This window comes from Palleronia abyssalis (genome assembly GCF_900302445.1).
Taxonomy (GTDB): Bacteria; Pseudomonadota; Alphaproteobacteria; order Rhodobacterales; family Rhodobacteraceae; genus Palleronia; species Palleronia abyssalis.
The window spans coordinates 240,575-256,833 of sequence record NZ_ONZF01000003.1 but is presented as its reverse complement, the minus strand read 5'-3'; the positions used below and the strand labels follow the sequence as shown (position 1 = coordinate 256,833).

The 16,259-nt window shown below is 64.9% G+C and carries 12 protein-coding genes; 7 read left to right on the top strand and 5 right to left on the bottom strand.

Annotated features, from left to right (window positions below; translation table 11 throughout):
- Window position 1: 1 nt before the first annotated feature.
- Both rfbD and rfbA read left to right on the top strand, forming a co-directional pair.
- Window positions 2-862, top strand: a complete 861-nt coding sequence (gene rfbD, locus PAA8504_RS08535) for a dTDP-4-dehydrorhamnose reductase (protein ID WP_108893763.1) — start codon at window positions 2-4, stop codon at window positions 860-862.
- Window positions 859-1,740 (top strand): glucose-1-phosphate thymidylyltransferase RfbA, encoded by an 882-nt coding sequence (gene rfbA / locus PAA8504_RS08530; RefSeq protein ID WP_108893762.1) that lies wholly within the window; start codon window positions 859-861, stop codon window positions 1,738-1,740. The genes rfbD and rfbA overlap by 4 nt, the downstream gene beginning before the upstream one ends.
- A gap of 4 nt (window positions 1,741-1,744) precedes the next feature.
- On the opposite strand, the gene PAA8504_RS08525 is transcribed toward rfbA, so the two are convergent.
- The 4 genes from PAA8504_RS08525 to PAA8504_RS08510 form a co-directional block, all read right to left on the bottom strand.
- Window positions 1,745-3,439, bottom strand: a complete 1,695-nt coding sequence (locus PAA8504_RS08525; protein ID WP_108893761.1) for an ATP-binding protein — start codon at window positions 3,437-3,439, stop codon at window positions 1,745-1,747.
- Window positions 3,440-3,539: 100 nt separating this feature from the next.
- The gene (locus PAA8504_RS08520; protein ID WP_108893760.1) at window positions 3,540-6,986 is read right to left on the bottom strand and encodes a pyruvate carboxylase; all 3,447 of its coding nucleotides are present in this window, start codon (window positions 6,984-6,986) and stop codon (window positions 3,540-3,542) included.
- Between the two features lie 67 nt (window positions 6,987-7,053).
- Complete coding sequence (locus PAA8504_RS08515) at window positions 7,054-8,178, bottom strand: alpha-hydroxy acid oxidase (protein WP_108893759.1); 1,125 nt, start codon at window positions 8,176-8,178, stop codon at window positions 7,054-7,056.
- 31 nt (window positions 8,179-8,209) lie between these two features.
- A complete protein-coding gene (locus PAA8504_RS08510) occupies window positions 8,210-8,611 on the bottom strand; it encodes a hypothetical protein (protein WP_108893758.1) in 402 nt (133 codons plus the stop codon).
- Between the two features lie 119 nt (window positions 8,612-8,730).
- Between PAA8504_RS08510 and PAA8504_RS08505 the strand changes: the two genes are divergently transcribed.
- The gene (locus PAA8504_RS08505; protein ID WP_108893757.1) at window positions 8,731-11,121 is read left to right on the top strand and encodes an ATP-dependent helicase; all 2,391 of its coding nucleotides are present in this window, start codon (window positions 8,731-8,733) and stop codon (window positions 11,119-11,121) included.
- 509 nt (window positions 11,122-11,630) lie between these two features.
- Here the strand turns inward: PAA8504_RS08505 and PAA8504_RS08500 are convergent.
- Window positions 11,631-11,843, bottom strand: coding sequence for a DUF1127 domain-containing protein (locus PAA8504_RS08500; RefSeq protein WP_108893756.1), 213 nt, complete (start codon window positions 11,841-11,843; stop codon window positions 11,631-11,633).
- Between the two features lie 783 nt (window positions 11,844-12,626).
- Between PAA8504_RS08500 and PAA8504_RS08495 the strand changes: the two genes are divergently transcribed.
- Genes PAA8504_RS08495 through PAA8504_RS08480 form a run of 4 tightly spaced genes read left to right on the top strand, consistent with a single transcriptional unit; the run spans window position 12,627 to window position 16,248 of the window.
- Window positions 12,627-13,148, top strand: coding sequence for a division/cell wall cluster transcriptional repressor MraZ (locus PAA8504_RS08495; protein WP_108893755.1), 522 nt, complete (start codon window positions 12,627-12,629; stop codon window positions 13,146-13,148).
- A gap of 3 nt (window positions 13,149-13,151) precedes the next feature.
- The gene (gene rsmH, locus PAA8504_RS08490) at window positions 13,152-14,120 is read left to right on the top strand and encodes a 16S rRNA (cytosine(1402)-N(4))-methyltransferase RsmH (protein ID WP_108893754.1); all 969 of its coding nucleotides are present in this window, start codon (window positions 13,152-13,154) and stop codon (window positions 14,118-14,120) included.
- Window positions 14,120-14,461: a cell division protein FtsL gene (gene ftsL / locus PAA8504_RS08485; RefSeq protein ID WP_108893753.1), complete on the top strand. Its 342-nt coding sequence runs from the start codon at window positions 14,120-14,122 to the stop codon at window positions 14,459-14,461. The genes rsmH and ftsL overlap by 1 nt, the downstream gene beginning before the upstream one ends.
- Window positions 14,458-16,248, top strand: coding sequence for a peptidoglycan D,D-transpeptidase FtsI family protein (locus tag PAA8504_RS08480; RefSeq protein WP_108893752.1), 1,791 nt, complete (start codon window positions 14,458-14,460; stop codon window positions 16,246-16,248). Before ftsL ends, PAA8504_RS08480 begins: the two co-directional genes overlap by 4 nt.
- Window positions 16,249-16,259: the final 11 nt, after the last annotated feature.

Here is a 16,259-nt window from a genome sequence, read left to right as displayed (position 1 = left end):
GATGCGGATCCTTGTCTTCGGCAAGACCGGTCAGGTGGCCTCAGCGCTTGGCGGAAATCGGGGCGTGATCACGCTGGACCGGGATGCGGCGGACCTGACCGATCCCGCCGCCTGTGCCGCTGCGGTCCACGCCCATCGCCCCGACGCGGTGATCAACGCGGCTGCCCATACGGCCGTGGACCGTGCCGAGGGGGAGGAGCATCTTGCAACGCTGGTCAATGGCGCGGCCCCCGGTGCGATTGCGGCGGCCTGCGCTGAACTGGGCGTGCCTATGGTCCAGCTTTCGACTGACTACGTCTTCGATGGGTCGGGTACCGCGCCTCGCGCGCCGGCCGAACCATTTGCCCCGGTCAACGCCTATGGACGCTCGAAACTGGTGGGCGAGCGGTTGGTGCGCGACAGCGGTGCGGCCCATGCGGTCCTGCGCACCTCGTGGGTGTTTTCCGGGCGCGGGCCGAATTTCGTGGCGACCATGCTGCGGTTGTCGGAAACGCGCAACACGGTCGACGTCGTGGACGACCAGATCGGCGGACCGACACCTGCTGAGGATATCGCGCAGGCATGCCTGGTCATTGCGGCCCGGTTGGCCCGCGATCCCGGAATGTCCGGGACTTACCATTTGTCTGGCGCGCCCGACATAAGCTGGTGCGGCTTCGCCCAGGCGATCTTCGCCACCGCCGGACGTCGGGTCCGGGTCCGCCCCGTCGCGACCGCGGATTTCCCGACACCGGCGGCGCGGCCGTCGAACTCTCGCCTCGATTGCACCAGCCTGTCGCGCAGTTTTGGAATCGCGCGGCCCGATTGGCGGGACGCCCTGCCGGGGGCGATCGCCGCTCTTTGCCAATCGGAGAGGCAGCCATGACCGCACGCAAGGGCATCATTCTGGCAGGCGGATCGGGCACGCGGCTTTATCCGATCACGCAGGGGATCTCGAAGCAGCTTCTGCCGGTCTACGACAAACCGATGATCTATTATCCCCTGACGGTGCTCATGCTGACCGGAATCCGTGATATTTGCATCATCACCACCCCGCAGGATGTCGACCAGTTCAAACGCACCCTCGGCGATGGCAGCCAATGGGGGATCCGGCTGGACTATGTCATGCAGCCGTCGCCCGATGGCCTTGCGCAGGCCTATCTGCTGGCCGAGCGGTTTCTGGACGGGGCGCCTTCGGCCATGGTGCTGGGGGACAACATCTTTTTCGGGCATGGCCTGCCCGAGCTTTTGGCCGAAGCGGATGCCGAAGCCACGGGCGGGACGGTGTTCGGGTATCACGTGGTCGATCCGGCGCGCTACGGCGTGGTGGCGTTCGATGCCGACGGGCGCGCCCGGACCATCGTCGAGAAGCCTGCGGTTCCGCCATCGAATTACGCCGTGACGGGACTTTATTTTCTGGACGGGGACGCCCCGCGCCGGGCGGCCCGGGTTCAACCGTCGGACCGCGGAGAGCTGGAGATCACGACGCTACTGGAAAGTTACCTGACCGAGGGCGCGCTACGGGTAAAGAAAATGGGGCGGGGCTTCGCGTGGCTTGATACGGGAACGCACGGATCGCTTCTGGATGCGGGCAATTTCGTCCGGACGCTGACAGAACGGCAGGGCCAGCAGGTCGGCAGCCCCGACGAGATCGCGTTCAACGCCGGGTGGATCGGTGCCGATGCGCTGCGAGCCCGGGCCGAGGCGTTTCGCAAGAACGCTTACGGCGCCTATCTTCTGGACTTGATCGAGGGGCGACAATAAGCGCCTAGGCCGCTGCGGCGGGGCGACGCCGAACGGTTTTCAGGACGGTCTGGCAGAGCTCGGCGCGATCCAGCGGCTTGGCAATCTGCCCGTCAAACTCGGACATGTCATTCTGGTGATCGGCCGTCAGGCAAATCACCGGAATGGTCCGCAAATCCGGTTGCGCCCTTATCGCGCTGAGAAGGGCGGTGCCGTCCATCCCGGGCATATGCAGATCCGTCAGGATCAAGTCGATCGGAGCCTGCGACAGGATCCCCAGAGCGGCCTCGCCATGGGCGGCATCCTCGACTTCGGCCCCGGCCAGTTCCAGGAACGAGCGAGCGATCCTGCGATTGAGGGTTGTGTCGTCGACCACGAGAATGCGCAATCCCGCGAGCGATCCGCCCTTTTCACGGCTTGCGTCCGGGTCGGCTTCGGCGGGGGCTTCGGCTGGAACGATTGGCAGCGACAAGGTGAATGTCGAACCGCGGCCGGGTTCGGACGCTACGGTGACTGTGCCGCCCATCAGCTCGGCAAGGGCGCGCGCTATGGCAAGACCGAGACCGGTGCCAATCCCGGCCTTCGAAGCAGTGTCGGCCAGTTGTTCGTAGGGAAGAAAGATCTGCTCGATCCTGTCGGGGGGGATACCGGTTCCCGTGTCGTGGACAGAGAGGTCGACCCAGGGCCGTCCGTCCCTGTCAGCCGGCGCGGCGACGATCCGAACTTGCCCCGCATCGGTATGCTTGATGGCGTTCGACACGAGGTTTGACAGGATCTGCTGGACGCGGATCGCATCCCCTGTGATCCAGTCCGGCAGTGCGTCAGAGGTCTCCAGCTTGAGAGGCAATCCTTTGGACGAGGCCATGTCGGAGAACAGGCCCACGACGTTGCGCAGGATCCTGTCGATCCGCATCGGATCGGAATTGGCGACGAATTGTCCGGCTTCCAACTTGGCGTGGTTCAGCAGATCGTCGAGCAGCGTGCTCATCGCCTTGCCGGAGGCGAGGATCGTCTGCGCGCGTTCGGTTTCCTCGGCGCTGCTTGAACTGTTCGTCATCATCTGACCAATGCCCATGATGCCGTTTAAAGGGGTACGGATCTCATGGCTGACCATGGCGAAGAACCGATCCTTGGAGCGGCGCGACTGTTCCACCCGGTCGAGCGCGTCGATAAGATTGGATCTGATCCGGCGCGAAACCCATCCGGTCTGAAGCGCGAAGGCCAGTTGCAAACCGACGCAGATCAGAACCACACCTTGGAACCCGTCGGGAAAGACGGGTGGTCCGAGTTGCATCGCACCGTATCCGAAGCCGATGAAACCGGGCGCCACGGTGGCGACGTAGACGTTTAGGTCATGGGTTCGGACCACGATGGATTGCGACGTCATGATCCAGACCATGGTCAACGCCATGAAAAGCGACAGGCCGTCCCCGCGTTCCAGGATCATGACGTAGATTATGGCGGGAATGATGCCGTCCACCCAACACCACGCCAGGCACATGGCATATCGCAGCCGGGTGGGGCGGGCGAGATACATCCTGTCGAACGGTTCCGCCGCCATGATCGAGGCGAACATCACGATGGCTGCGGGAACGTACGCTTGCCCGGTGCCGAACCCGAATGCGAGGGCCAGAAAGGCCGCCACGCAGAAAAGACGCAAGGGCCGCTCCTTGCGGTTCAGCCGGATCTGCTGGCATTTTGCGTCCAGTTCGGAATTCATCGAAGGGTCCGGGGCACAGTTCCTCTATGTCCCGAACATATTTCGAACCCGTTGCAGCAACCTTAATTGCGCCCCGGCGATTATATCGCATTCGATGCGATCACCCTTCGTACTCTACCAGAAGGTCCTTCGCGTCGATCTGCGCGCCCGGCGTGACGTGGACGGCCTTGATCACGGCGTCGCGGTCGGCGTGCAGGCCGGATTCCATCTTCATCGCCTCGATGGTCAAAAGCATGTCGCCCTTCTTGACGGATTTCCCGGTCTCGACCGTGATCGAAGCGACGACGCCCGGCATCGGTGCGCCCACGTGGTTTGCATTCCCAAGCTCGGCCTTGGGCCGGGCGGCGGAGGTGCCGGCGAGCTTGCGGTTGGGGACCCGCGCGACGCGGGGCTGGCCGTTCAGTTCGAAGAAGACGCGGACCTCGCCATCCTCCGTCGTCTCGCCCATGGCCTGACAGCGGATTTCCAGCGTCTTGCCGGGGTCGATCTCGGCTGAGATTTCCTGCCCCGGCTCCATTCCGTAGAAGAAGGTGGGCGTGGGCAGGGTGCGGACCGGGCCGTATTCCTCGTTCCGCAGGCGGTATTCGGTGAAGACCTTGGGATACATGAGGTAGCCGAAGAGATCCTCGTCGTCGATCTGGACCCCGCCGCATTTCTCGGACGCCTCGGCGCGGGCGGCTTCAAGGTCCACGGGCTTCAGGTGCTTGCCGGGACGATCTTCCATCGGTTTTTCGCCCTTCAGAATCCGCTTCTGGATCTTGTCGGGCCAGCCGCCCGGGGGCTGGCCGAGCGCGCCGCGCATCATGTCGACGACCGAGTCGGGGAAGGTGACGTCGGTCTTCGGGTCCTCGACTTCCTCGCGGGTCAAGCCTTGCGCGACCATCATCAGGGCCATGTCGCCAACGACCTTGGACGAGGGCGTCACCTTCACGATGTCGCCGAACATCTGGTTCACTTGCGCGTAGGTGTGGGCGACCTCGTGCCAGCGATCCTCAAGCCCCATGGAACGGGCCTGCGCCTTGAGGTTGGTGAACTGGCCGCCGGGCATTTCGTGTAGGTAGACCTCGGACGCGGGGGCCTGCATGCCTGATTCAAAGGCGGCGTAGTGGTTGCGTACGCCTTCCCAGTAGTTCGAGATCTCGCGGATCGCGTCGATGTCGAGGCCCGTGTCGCGGTCCGAGCCAGCCAGCGCCTCGACCACGGTGCCCAGCGTTGCCTGGCTGGTGTTGCCCGACAGCGAGTCCATCGCGCAGTCCACGGCATCGACGCCAGCGTCCGAGGCGGCGAGGATCGTGCCCGATGCAATGCCGGCCGTGTCGTGGGTGTGGAAGTGGATCGGCAGCCCGACCTCTTCCTTCAGCGCCTTGAAGAGGATGCGCGCGGCGGCGGGTTTCATCAGGCCCGCCATGTCCTTGACGCCAAGGATATGCGCGCCTGCGGCCTTCAGCTCCTTCGCGGTGCGGATGTAGTAGTCCAGGTCGTACTTGGCGCGGTCGGGATCGCGCAGGTCGCCGGTATAGCACACGGTGCCCTCGCAGACCTTGTTCGCGGCGATCACCGCGTCCATCGCGACGCGCATGTTCTCGACCCAGTTGAGGCTGTCGAAGACGCGGAACACGTCGATGCCCGAGGTCGCGGCCTGCGCGACGAAACCTTGCACGACGTTGTCGGGATAGTTCGTGTAGCCGACCCCGTTCGAGCCGCGCAGCAGCATCTGCGTCATAATGTTGGGCACCCGCGCGCGGATGTCGCGCAGGCGTTGCCAGGGGCATTCCTGCAAGAAGCGGTAGGCCACGTCGAAAGTGGCCCCGCCCCAGCATTCGAGGGAGAAGAGCTCGGGCAGGTTATGGGCATAGGTGGGGGCGACGCGGATCATGTCGATCGACCGCATGCGCGTGGCCAGAAGGGATTGGTGCCCGTCGCGCATGGTCGTGTCGGTGATCAGAAGCTGGGGCTGGTCGGCCAGCCAGTCGGCGACGGCCTGTGGCCCGAAATCGTCGAGGATCTGGCGCGTACCGGCCGCGGGGCCGTCGGTGCGGAATCGCGGCGCCACGGGGGCCTTCGCCTCGGCCGCAGGCAGGACGCGGCCTTCGGTCTCGGGGTGGCCATTGACGGTGATGTCGGCGATGTAGTTCAGAAGCTTCGTCGCCCGGTCACGGCGGGGGGCGAAGTCGAACAGCTCGGGCGTCTGGTCGATGAACTTGGTGTGGTACTCGTTCGACAGAAAGGTCGGGTGTCGCAGCAGGTTGATGACGAAGTCGATATTGGTGCTGACGCCGCGGATGCGGAATTCGCGCAAGGCCCGGTCCATGCGGGCGATCGCGGCTTCGGGTGTGGGGGCCCAGGCGGTGACCTTTTCCAGCAAGCTGTCGTAGTAGCGGGTGATGACCGCGCCCGAATAGGCGGTGCCGCCGTCTAGACGGATGCCCATGCCGGTCGCGCCGCGATAGGCGGTGATGCGGCCGTAATCGGGGATGAAGTTGTTGGTCGGGTCCTCGGAGGTGATCCGGCACTGGATCGCGTGGCCGGACAGTTCGACGTCGTATTGGCTGGCGGTGCCGGTCGCCTCCATCAGCGACTTGCCCTCGGCGATGAGGATCTGGGCGCGGACGATGTCGATGCCGGTGACCTCTTCGGTCACGGTGTGCTCGACTTGGATTCGGGGGTTCACTTCGATGAAGTAGAAGTCGCCCGTGTCCATATCCATGAGGAACTCGATGGTGCCGGCGCATTCGTATCCCACATGCTCGGCGATCTTCTTGCCCAGGTTGCAGATCCGTTCGCGTTGGGCGCCAGAAAGATACGGGGCGGGGGCGCGTTCGACGACCTTTTGGTTGCGCCGCTGGACCGAGCAGTCACGCTCCCACAGGTGATAGATGTGACCGTGGCTGTCGCCGAGGATCTGCACCTCGACGTGTCGGGCGCGCTGGATCATCTTCTCCAGATAGCCCTCGCCATTGCCGAAAGCGGCCTCGGCCTCGCGGCGGCCTTCCAGCACCTTCTCCTCAAGCTCCTCGGGGCCCATGATGGCGCGCATACCGCGCCCGCCGCCGCCCCACGAGGCCTTGAGCATGATGGGATAGCCGACCTCCTCGGCCGCCTTGCGCGCGGCGTCCATGTCGTCGGTCAGAACCTCCGACGCCGGGACCACGGGCACGCCCGCCTCGATGGCGACGCGCCGCGCGCTGGCCTTGTCGCCAAGTTGGCGCATTGTCTCGGCCTTGGGGCCGATGAAGGTGATCCCGGCCTCGCGGCAGGCATCCACGAAATCGGGGTTTTCCGACAGCAGGCCATAGCCCGGGTGGATCGCGTCGGCACCGCTTTCACGGGCGATGCGGATGATCTCGGGGATCGACAGGTAGGCTTGCACGGGGCCCAACCCCTCGCCAATGCGGTAGGCTTCGTCGGCCTTGAAGCGATGCAGCGACAGCTTGTCTTCCTCGGCGTAGACGGCGACCGTCCTTTTGCCCAGCTCGTTCGCCGCGCGCATCACGCGGATCGCGATCTCGCCGCGGTTGGCAATCAGGATTTTCTTGAAGTCGGTCATCGCACTGCCTTTAGGTATTTCGCGGTTGCAGCATGAGCCTAGGGCCGAGGTTTGCAAGGCCCAATCGTCAGAGACGCTGTCGGGCCTCTGGCGGGGTTCCTATGGCCAACTGGCCCATGTCGGCGATCATCCCCTCGCGCAGGATATGGATGGCGTGGTCGATGCCCGCGCGCCCCAAAGCGGCATAACCGTGATGAAACGCGCGGCCCAGCATCACCAGGTCGGCGCCAAGCGCGATCAGGCGCAGGATATCGGTGCCCGACCGTACGCCCCCGTCGGCGATGAGCGGCAGGTCCGGCACGGCGTTGCGGATCGCGGGCAGGACGGTGGCGGCGGCGGGCGCCCCCTCGAACTGCCGACCGCCGTGGTTCGACACCCAGACGGCGTCGCAAAGGGGGGCGACGGTGCCCGCGTCGTCGGGATCGAGGATGCCCTTGACGATCAGCGCGCCATCCCATTCGGCGCGCAGGGCCTTGAGGTAGTCGAGGTCGGGCGCAACCCGCAAGCGATATCCGATATGGCCGGTGGTGCCGCCGGGCGCGTCGGGGCCGGCATAGGGTTCCAGCGTCTTAAGCCCCGGAATACCGCTGCGCAGCGTGGCCAGCGACCAAGCGGGACGCAGGGCGGCCTGCGCCACGATGTGGGGGCGCAGGCGCATCGGGTTCGTCAGCCGCGCGCGGCGCTGGCGCTCTCGACGCGACGGGGTGCCGACATCCGCCGTCAGGATCAGCGTGTCGAAGCCCGATGCCTTCGCGCGGGCCAGCATGTCGCGGCGGATTTCGGGGTCGCGGGGCGGGTAAAGCTGAAACCAGCCGCGCCCGCCGGTCGACGGCCCGACCTCCTCCGGCGTGGCGGCGGCGACGGTGGACAGGCTGTAGGGCAGGCCCGCCTTGGTTGCGGCCGTTGCCAGCGCGACCTCAGCCCCCGGCCAGACCAGGCCCGACATGCCGACAGGGGCGATCCCGAACGGCGCGTCCCAGCTTTGCCGCAGAAACGTGGTGGTCAGGTCAGCCGTGAAGGGGGAGAGGACCCGGGGTGTCAGCCGCACCGCGTTCAGCGCCGCCGTGTTGGCATGCATCGAACTTTCGTCACCGGTGGCGCTGTCCAGATACTCCCACACGAATCGCGGAACACGCCGTTTCGCGGCGGCGGCAAGGTCGGACAGGGCGGGATAAAGGTCGTCGAGGTCCATTCCGCCCAGATAGCGCGGCCGGACGTGGGCGTCACCATTCGATCAGCGGCGTTCCGTCGGGCGACCATATTTGCGACACCATGCACTCGATCAGGTAAGGACGCAGGGAGCCGTCGCACAGGGTCTCGCCCACCGCTTCGGCGGTCGCGCGGTCGGGCAGACCGCAATGGGTTTCATGCCAATGCGGACCTTCCCGGTGCTGTAGGAACACGTCGACCGAGTGTCCCGCGATTTCGCATGCGGTGGTGACGATGCAATCCTCGGGGAAGCCGCCCTCTGCGACGCAGTTCGACCGCGCGGCCTGGGTCGCATCCTCTATCGTTGCGCCGGTACCGATGCCCCAGCTTTGTTCGACGGCCTGGGCGAACGCGATGGATTGCGCCGAAGCCGGGCCGGACACTGCGACGATCAGGATCGAAAACAGGATTCGCATCGAAACCTCCCTTTCCCGGGCAGGCTACGGAAATGTCGGTCAAGAGAGTATTGAATACTGAGCGAACGAAAGAAGAACAGGCGCTTTTCGTTCGGAATGGGATGGGCTAGAGTAGTGGCATGAGTGAGTTCTCTGACGAAGACGCCTTCGAAGCGGCGGTCCCATTGTCCCGGCAGGCCGCGGCCATGCGGCCGTCGCCGTGGCTGGACGATCTGAACCCGGCGCAACGCCAGGCGGTCGAGGCGCTGGACGGCCCGGTGCTGATGCTGGCGGGGGCCGGGACCGGCAAGACCAAGGCACTGACAGCGCGGATCGCGCATCTGATGACGACGGGGCGCGCCCGCCCGAACGAGATCCTTGCGGTGACCTTCACCAACAAGGCCGCGCGCGAGATGAAGGACCGGGTCGGTCGCCTGCTGGGCCAGACGGTCGAGGGGATGCCGTGGCTGGGCACGTTCCATGCCATCTGCGTCAAGCTTCTGCGCCGCCATGCCGAGCTGGTGGGTCTGAAGTCGAACTTCACAATCCTCGACACCGACGACCAGCAGCGCCTTCTGAAGCAGCTGATCGTGGCCGAGAACATCGACGAGAAGCGCTGGCCGCCGCGGATGCTTGCCGGGCTGATCGACCATTGGAAGAACCGCGCCTGGACGCCCCAGAAGGTCCCCGCCAGCGAGGCCTCGGCGTTCAACCATCGCGGCACCGAGCTTTACGACTATTATCAGCGTCGCCTGAAGGAGCTGAACGCGGTCGATTTCGGCGATCTGCTGTTGCATATGGTCACGATCTTTCAGGATCACCCCGACGTACTGGAGCAGTACCAGCGCTGGTTCCGCTATATCCTGGTGGACGAATATCAGGATACGAACGTGGCGCAGTACTTGTGGCTGCGGCTTCTGGCGCAAAGCCACAAGAACATCTGTTGCGTGGGCGACGACGACCAGTCGATCTATGGCTGGCGCGGGGCCGAGGTGGGCAACATCCTGCGGTTCGAAAAGGATTTTCCCGGCGCCACGGTGGTACGGCTGGAGCAGAACTATCGCTCGACCCCGCATATCCTGGCGGCCGCGTCGGGGGTGATCGACGCCAACCAAGGGCGTCTGGGCAAGACGCTGTGGACCGCGGAAGAGCAGGGCGAGAAGGTGCGCCTGATCGGTCACTGGGACGGTGACGAGGAAGCGCGCTGGGTCGGGGAAGAGATTGAATCGATGGCAAAGGGCACCCGCGGGATGCGGTCCTTCAGCCTCGACGACATGGCGATCCTCGTCCGCGCCTCGCACCAGATGCGCGCGTTCGAGGACCGGTTCCTGACCATCGGCTTGCCCTACCGGGTCATCGGCGGCCCCCGCTTCTATGAGCGGATGGAGATCCGCGATGCCATGGCTTATTTCCGGCTGGCCGTGTCACCCGACGACGACCTCGCGTTCGAGCGGATCGTGAACACGCCCAAGCGGGGCTTGGGCGACAAGGCTCAGCAGAAGATCCAGATCGCGGCCCGCGAGAACGGGGCCAGCCTAGTCGATGGCGCGCGGATCCTGTTGCAGGACAAGGGCCTTGGCGGGAAGGGCGCGGCGGAGCTGCGCGTGCTGGTCGACGGGATCGCACGGTGGCACGATGCGGTGCGCGCGGGCGAGCGCAGCCATATCGAGCTGGCCGAAGTGATCCTGGATGAGTCGGGCTATACGACTTTCTGGCAGAACGAAAAGTCGCCAGAAGCGCCCGGCCGTCTTGAGAACCTCAAGGAACTGGTGAAAGCGCTGGAGGGCTTCGAGAATCTGCAGGGCTTCCTCGAACATGTCGCACTGATCATGGATAACGAGAGCGAAAGCGAAGGTGCCAAAGTCTCGATCATGACGCTGCACGGCGCGAAGGGGCTGGAGTTTCCGGCCGTGTTCCTGCCCGGTTGGGAAGACGGCCTGTTCCCGTCGCAACGGTCGATGGACGAAAGCGGTCTGAAGGGCCTCGAGGAAGAGCGTCGGCTGGCCTATGTCGGAATCACCCGCGCGGAAGAGGTTTGCACGATCTCGTTCGCGGCGAACCGGCGGGTCTATGGCCAGTGGCAATCCGCGCTGCCGTCACGTTTCATCGACGAACTGCCCGCCGATCACGTCGAGGTTCTGACGCCGCCGGGCCTCTATGGCGGGGGATACGGTGCGGCAGGTATGGCCGCCAGCGCATCGCCGCAGATCATGGCCGAGTCGCAGTCGGACCTGCACGACAGGGCGAGCCGGGCGGATGTCTATAACTCACCCGGATGGCGTCGCCTGCAGGAACGCAGCCAGCAGCGCCCGATGAGCCAGCCGCGCGAAAGCCGGAACATGGTGGTGGACGCCGAGGCCGTGTCCTCCTTTACCGAGGGCGACCGCGTGTTTCACCAGAAATTCGGGTATGGCACCGTCACCGGTCTGGAAGGCGACAAGGTCGACGTGTCGTTCGACAAGGCCGGCTCGAAGAAGCTGGTCGGCCGCTTTCTGGTAGAAGCGGCGCAGGCTGGCGACGTCCCGTTCTAGGTACTTTGATTTTCAAAGACTGAAACGAAAAAGCGGCGATGCCCGGGAGGAGGTGGGCATCGCCGCAGCGAACGTGCACCCCGGGAGGAGGTGGGGCGACGTTATACGTGACGACGGTGCCGGGAGGAGGTGACACCGTCGCCATACGCTTGCGCCGGGGAGGAGGTCGGCGCAGCAACTGAAACCTGGTGCGGCGATGGTCGGGAGGAGGTGACCATCGCCGCGAAACCCGCGCCCGGGAGGAGGTGGGCGGGGTGTAGGGTGGCGACGGGTCCGGGGAGAAGGTCGGACCCATCGCCAGATGCATGAACCGGGGAGGAGGTCGGTCCGCTGCATGTTTCTGCAGCGGCGACACTCGGGAGGAGGTGAGTGTCGCCGCCATTTACGTTCGCCCGGGAGGAGGTGAGCGTTCGCAACCTTTTGTTCTGTCGCGACGGCGCCGGGGAGGAGGTCGGCGCCGTCGCTGTATCAGACCGCCAGGGAGGAGCGGCGGGCTGAAACCGTGTATCTCAGTTGCCGTAGGCCGCTTCGCGGGCCACGGCGGTGATGCCGGACCGGTGCAGGCCAAGATCGGCAAGCTCGCGGTCGGACAGTTCGTTCAGTTCCCGGCGCGTCTGCCGGAACACTTTCCAAGCCTCGAACCGGGTGCGCAGATCGCGGCGGATGCCGTCGAAGCGACCTTCGGTGTGGCCGTGGATCGTGGTGGTGTTCAGCGTGGTCATTGTCATCGTCTTTCGGTTGGCGTGTCTGTTGTCGCCGGCGTTGGGAGTAAGATGGGGCAATTGCTGCGAGCGCACAATCCCGAGCCTCGGCAATGCTGCTATGCGGCAAACGCAAGGCGGGCCGGTGGCTGGGCTTAGGGTGGGATGTGGGATCCGGTCGCTGCCGCCTCATGGGAATTTATGGGCGACCCGCGACTTCATGGGATTGCGTGGTCCGACGTTAGTGATTCTGGGAATCGTACAGGATTCGGGAGGCGAGTCTGGCGGCTGCCGGGTCCAGATGGGGCCAAATGCCCAAATATGCCGCGCTCGCTTTCGGATTTTTTGGGGAATGGCGGTGGCCTATATATGGCCCTCGATCCCTTGAATAACCGCTATATCAGCGGAGAGATCACAACCTCACACTGCAAGACTGTGTGGAATTCGCCATACCCGGAGGACCCCTGAACCGGTTCTCTGGACATTTCTTCTTGCCGCCCACGATTTCCCATGGAATACCTTGGGCATCGAAAGGCGGTCGGCTCTAGAGGCGGAAACAGCTTCAGGGTCACATAATAAAAACAAGAGCTTAGGCTTCATACAGGCAAACGATAGGCCGCTTGACGATACATGGTTCCGGTGCGCGGGCGAGCAGACGTTCCCCCAGATGTCGCGCGCTATCGGACTAGCCCGGTGACGGGATGACGGCGGCGATCCGGACAGTGGCAGCAGTTCGGATCGCCGTTTTCGCCCCCGGGAATCAGCAGGATCGAAACGGGGCAGCTTGGTCAAGGGGAGTTTTCGGTGCTCGACGTCTTTATCGGACAGCACGAAAACAAGATCGACGGGAAGGCCCGACTCTCGATCCCGTCGCAGTTCCGAAAGATCATCGAAAGCGGCGATACCGACCGCGAGGCCGGTAGCCTGCCGAACTTCGTCCTGATCTTCGGGGACGAGCGGACCGACTACCTCGAAGGTCTCACAATCAAGCAATACAACAAGATGACGCGCAAGCTGCGCAAGATGGACAAGGGCGATCCCAGGCGGCAGCAGATGGAGCTGATCCTCTATTCCCTGGCGCAATTGATGACCCTGGACGAGACGGGGCGCATCGTCATGCCCCCCAAGGGTCGTGCGAAACTGGCGCTCAACGCGAACGATATGGTCGAGTTCACGGGGGCGGGCGACTCGTTCCGGGTCAAGAAAGCGGCTGGCGAGGCGGAACGGCAGGCTGAACGGCCCGCGGCCAAGCCAGACATCGGGTACCACCCCGACACCAATCCGATGGACTACTTCTCTGGCGACGACGAGGACGATGAGGACTGACAGATGGCACCCCATGTTCCCGTTCTCCTCAGCCCGATCCTGATGCATTGCGCCCCGATCCGGGGGCTTTGGGTGGACGGCACGTTCGGCGCGGGCGGCTATGCGCAGGGGCTTCTGGCCGCGGGCGCCGACCGGGTGGTGGGCATTGACCGCGACCCGAGCGTCTTTCCCATGGCCGCGGAATGGGCGGATGAGTATGGCGACGCGCTGCATCTGGTCGAGGGGACGTTCTCGGACATGGATGAATACGTGGATGGTCCGGTCGACGGGGTTGTTCTGGACCTCGGGGTGTCGTCCATGCAGCTCGACCGGCCCGAACGCGGTTTTTCCTTTATGCGCGACGGCCCCTTGGACATGCGGATGGGCGACGAGGGCGCGACGGCCGCGGATATCGTCAACGAAGCAGGCGAGGGCGTGCTGGCCGACATTCTGTATCATTACGGAGAGGAGCGTGCCTCGCGCCGGATCGCCCGGGCGATTGTCGAGGCCCGCAAAACGGGGCGCATCCTGACGACCGGCCAGCTTGCCGGCCTGGTCGAAAAGGTCCTGCCGCGCCCGAAGCCCGGTCAAAGCCATCCGGCCACCCGCAGTTTCCAGGCGCTCCGGATCGCGGTCAATGACGAGTTCGGCCAGCTGGTCGCCGGGCTGGAGGCGGCCGAGCGTGCGCTGACCCCCGGCGGATGGCTGGCGGTGGTCAGTTTCCACTCGCTCGAAGACCGGGTCGTGAAGCGGTTTCTTCAGCAGCGCGGCGGGAAGGGCGGGGGCGGCAGCAGATTTCAGCCGAAAGTCGATGCGCCAGAGCCACGGTTCACGGATCTTTCCAAAGGGATCGTCGCGGACCATGCCGAAGTCGATCTAAATCCCCGGGCGCGTTCGGCGCGCCTGCGCATCGCGCGGCGGACCGAGGCGCCGGCGGCGCCCGTGGATCGTAGCGGTCTGGGTCTGCCGAAGTTCGACCTCGGGGATCTTTGATGCGTACGCTTCTTTTTGTTCTTCCCGGCCTGGCGATCATGGCGCTGGCGTTCTGGGCCTATTCGGAAAACTACGAAACCCAGCAATCCCTGTCGCATGTCCGCGATTTGCAGGCGCAGATCGGGACCGAGCGCGAGACCCTGGCCATCCTGAAGGCCGAATGGGCCTATCTGAACCGCCCCGCGCGCTTGCGTGACCTGGTGGATCTCAACTTCCAGCGGCTTCAGCTGATGCCATTGATGCCGCACCATTTCGCGGGGGTCGACCAGATCCCCTATCCTCAGCCGGTCCTGCCGGCGCTGGACGGAACCATCACGCTGAGCGGGGAGCTTGACCCATGATCCGCACGCCCCTTCGTCCTCTGGCCCGGGTTCTGGAAGCCCGCGAGAGCGGCGAGAGCCCCGACGCGATCGAGCGCGAGAACCTGCGCCGCCGCCATGACGACATGCGCGACAAGGCGCGGCGGCGTGCCGAAGGGCGTCTGGTCCTGATGGCGGGCTTCTTTCTTTGCGCCTTCATGGTGATTGGCGGACGCATGGCGCTGATGGCGATCTCGGAACCGGCCGAGCCGCGCGCCTATGTCGCCGGAAGCTCGATCGCGGCGCAACGTGCCGATATCGTCGACCGGCACGGGCGGACGCTGGCCACGAACCTGGCGACCTATGCGCTTTACGCCCAACCGCCGCACATGATCGACAAGGCTGGCGCGGCGAAGAAGCTGGCCGGGATCTTTCCCGACCTGAAGGAAGACGAGCTGCTGGAGGACTTCACCGGCAAGCGCAAGTTCCTGTGGATCAAGAAGAAACTCAGCCCCGAACAGCGGCAGGCGGTCCACGATATCGGCGATCCGGGCCTTCTGTTCGGCCCGCGCGAGATGCGGCTTTATCCCAACGGTCCGCTGGCCGCCCATATCCTGGGCGGTGCCAGTTTCGGGCGCGAGGGCGTGAACTCGGCCGAGGTGATCGGCGTCGCCGGGATCGAGCGGGCGATGGACGACACGCTGCGCGACCCCGCCCGCGCCGGTCAGCCGCTGGAGTTGTCGATAGACCTCAGCGTGCAGGCGGCCATGCGCGAAGTGCTGAACGGGGGAATGTACCTTCTGAACGCCAAGGGCGCGGCCGGCGTGCTGATGGACATTCACACGGGCGAGATCCTGTCGATGGTCTCGCTTCCCGATTTCGACCCCAACGACCGCCCCCGTCCGCTGACCAAGGGGGATGCCGCCGACAGCCCGCTGTTCAACCGCGCGGTTCAGGGCGTCTACGAGCTTGGGTCGACCTTCAAGATCTTCACCGTCGCCCAGGCGATGGAGATGGGGATGGTCGGGCCCGACACCATGGTCGATGCGAACGCGCCGATGCAATGGGGCCGGTTCAAGATCAAGGAGTTCCAGAACAAGAACTACGGGCCGCTTCTGTCCGTCACGAACGTCATCGCCAAAAGCTCGAACGTCGGGACGGCCAAGCTGGCCTTGCGGATTGGCGGCGAGGCGCAAAAGAAGTTCCTGTCGGATTTCGGCGTGCTGGAGCCGACCCCGGTCGAGCTGATCGAGGCCCCGGGCGCCGCGCCGCTGGTGCCGCCCAACTGGTCCGAGATCGTGACAATCACGGCTTCCTACGGGCACGGCTTCTCGGCCTCGCCTCTGCACTTGGCCACGGCCTATTCGTCGCTGCTGAACGGCGGCACGAAAGTCACGCCTACCCTTTTGAAGCGTGACCGGGTCGAGCCCGGGCCGCGACTGGTGAAGCCCGAGGTCAGCCAGGCGGCCGCCGACATGCTGCGCGAGGTTGTGCTGACCGGAACCGCCAGCTTCGGCGCCGTGCCGGGATACGAGGTAGGCGGCAAGACAGGGACGGCGAACAAGCCGTTGAAGACCGGTGCGGGATACCACAAGGACAAGAACATCAATACGTTCGCCAGCGTCTTCCCCGCGTCCGACCCGAAATACGTCCTGATCGTCACGTTGGACGAGGCATCGGACGAAACCGGGTCCGAGCCGCGCCGGACCGCCGGCTGGACCGCCGTGCCCGTCGCGGCCGAAGTCATCCGAAGGGCGGGCCCGTTGTTGGGCCTGCGTCCCTCGATTGAACCTCTGCCCCTGACTGAGCTAACACTGGCCTCGGAGTAAGGGGGCTGGTC